The following is a 556-nucleotide window of genomic DNA, read 5'->3' on the forward strand; positions in this document are numbered from 1 at the left end:
GGCGGCCGGCGCGGGCACTCTCTAGGAAGAGGGGATTGTATTGTCGCGGCCGGTCCACCCGGCAACGGCGCGTGGGCGCAGTCGGGGGTCGAGCAGGGGGAAGAGGCGCGAAGATCGGCATGTGCGTCAGTTCCTGAGGGGTCGAAGTCGGTGTCCCTGGGTCAATCTTAGGCCATTTTCCGGATTTCAGGCGAGCGCGGGTGCCGACCGTTTCGAGTCGGTCCAGCTGGAGGACGCGACGCGGTCGGTGTCAGGCGCGCAAGGTAGCACCTCCCCCGCGGTCGCGGCGCGGGGGGCTCAGGCGCGCGATCACGCGCAGCCGGCCAGCGCGGCATGTCGGGCACGGATAGCCATCGAAGGGGACGCGCTCCCCGGCTTCTTCGTTTTGCGCTGCCACTGTGGGCGGCGGTGCGGCGAGCGCGGCGCGGATCTCGGGCAAGCGTCGGGCGCGGCAACGGTTGGCCAGAAAGCCGTAATGCCTGACCCGCATGAGCCCTTTGGGCAGCACATGCAGCAGGAAGCGGCGCAACAGTTCTTCCCCGGTGAGGAGCATGAT

The 556-nt window shown here is 68.9% G+C and carries 1 protein-coding gene; it reads right to left on the reverse strand.

The features are described 5' to 3' along the window. Positions 1-250: 250 nt before the first annotated feature. Positions 251-556: transposase (locus ABC977_RS18230; RefSeq protein WP_369668690.1), on the reverse strand; the 306-nt coding region annotated here is incomplete at its 5' end.

Origin of the sequence: Thioalkalicoccus limnaeus (assembly GCF_041197575.1) — a bacterium.
Lineage (GTDB): Bacteria > Pseudomonadota > Gammaproteobacteria > Chromatiales > Chromatiaceae > Thioalkalicoccus > Thioalkalicoccus limnaeus.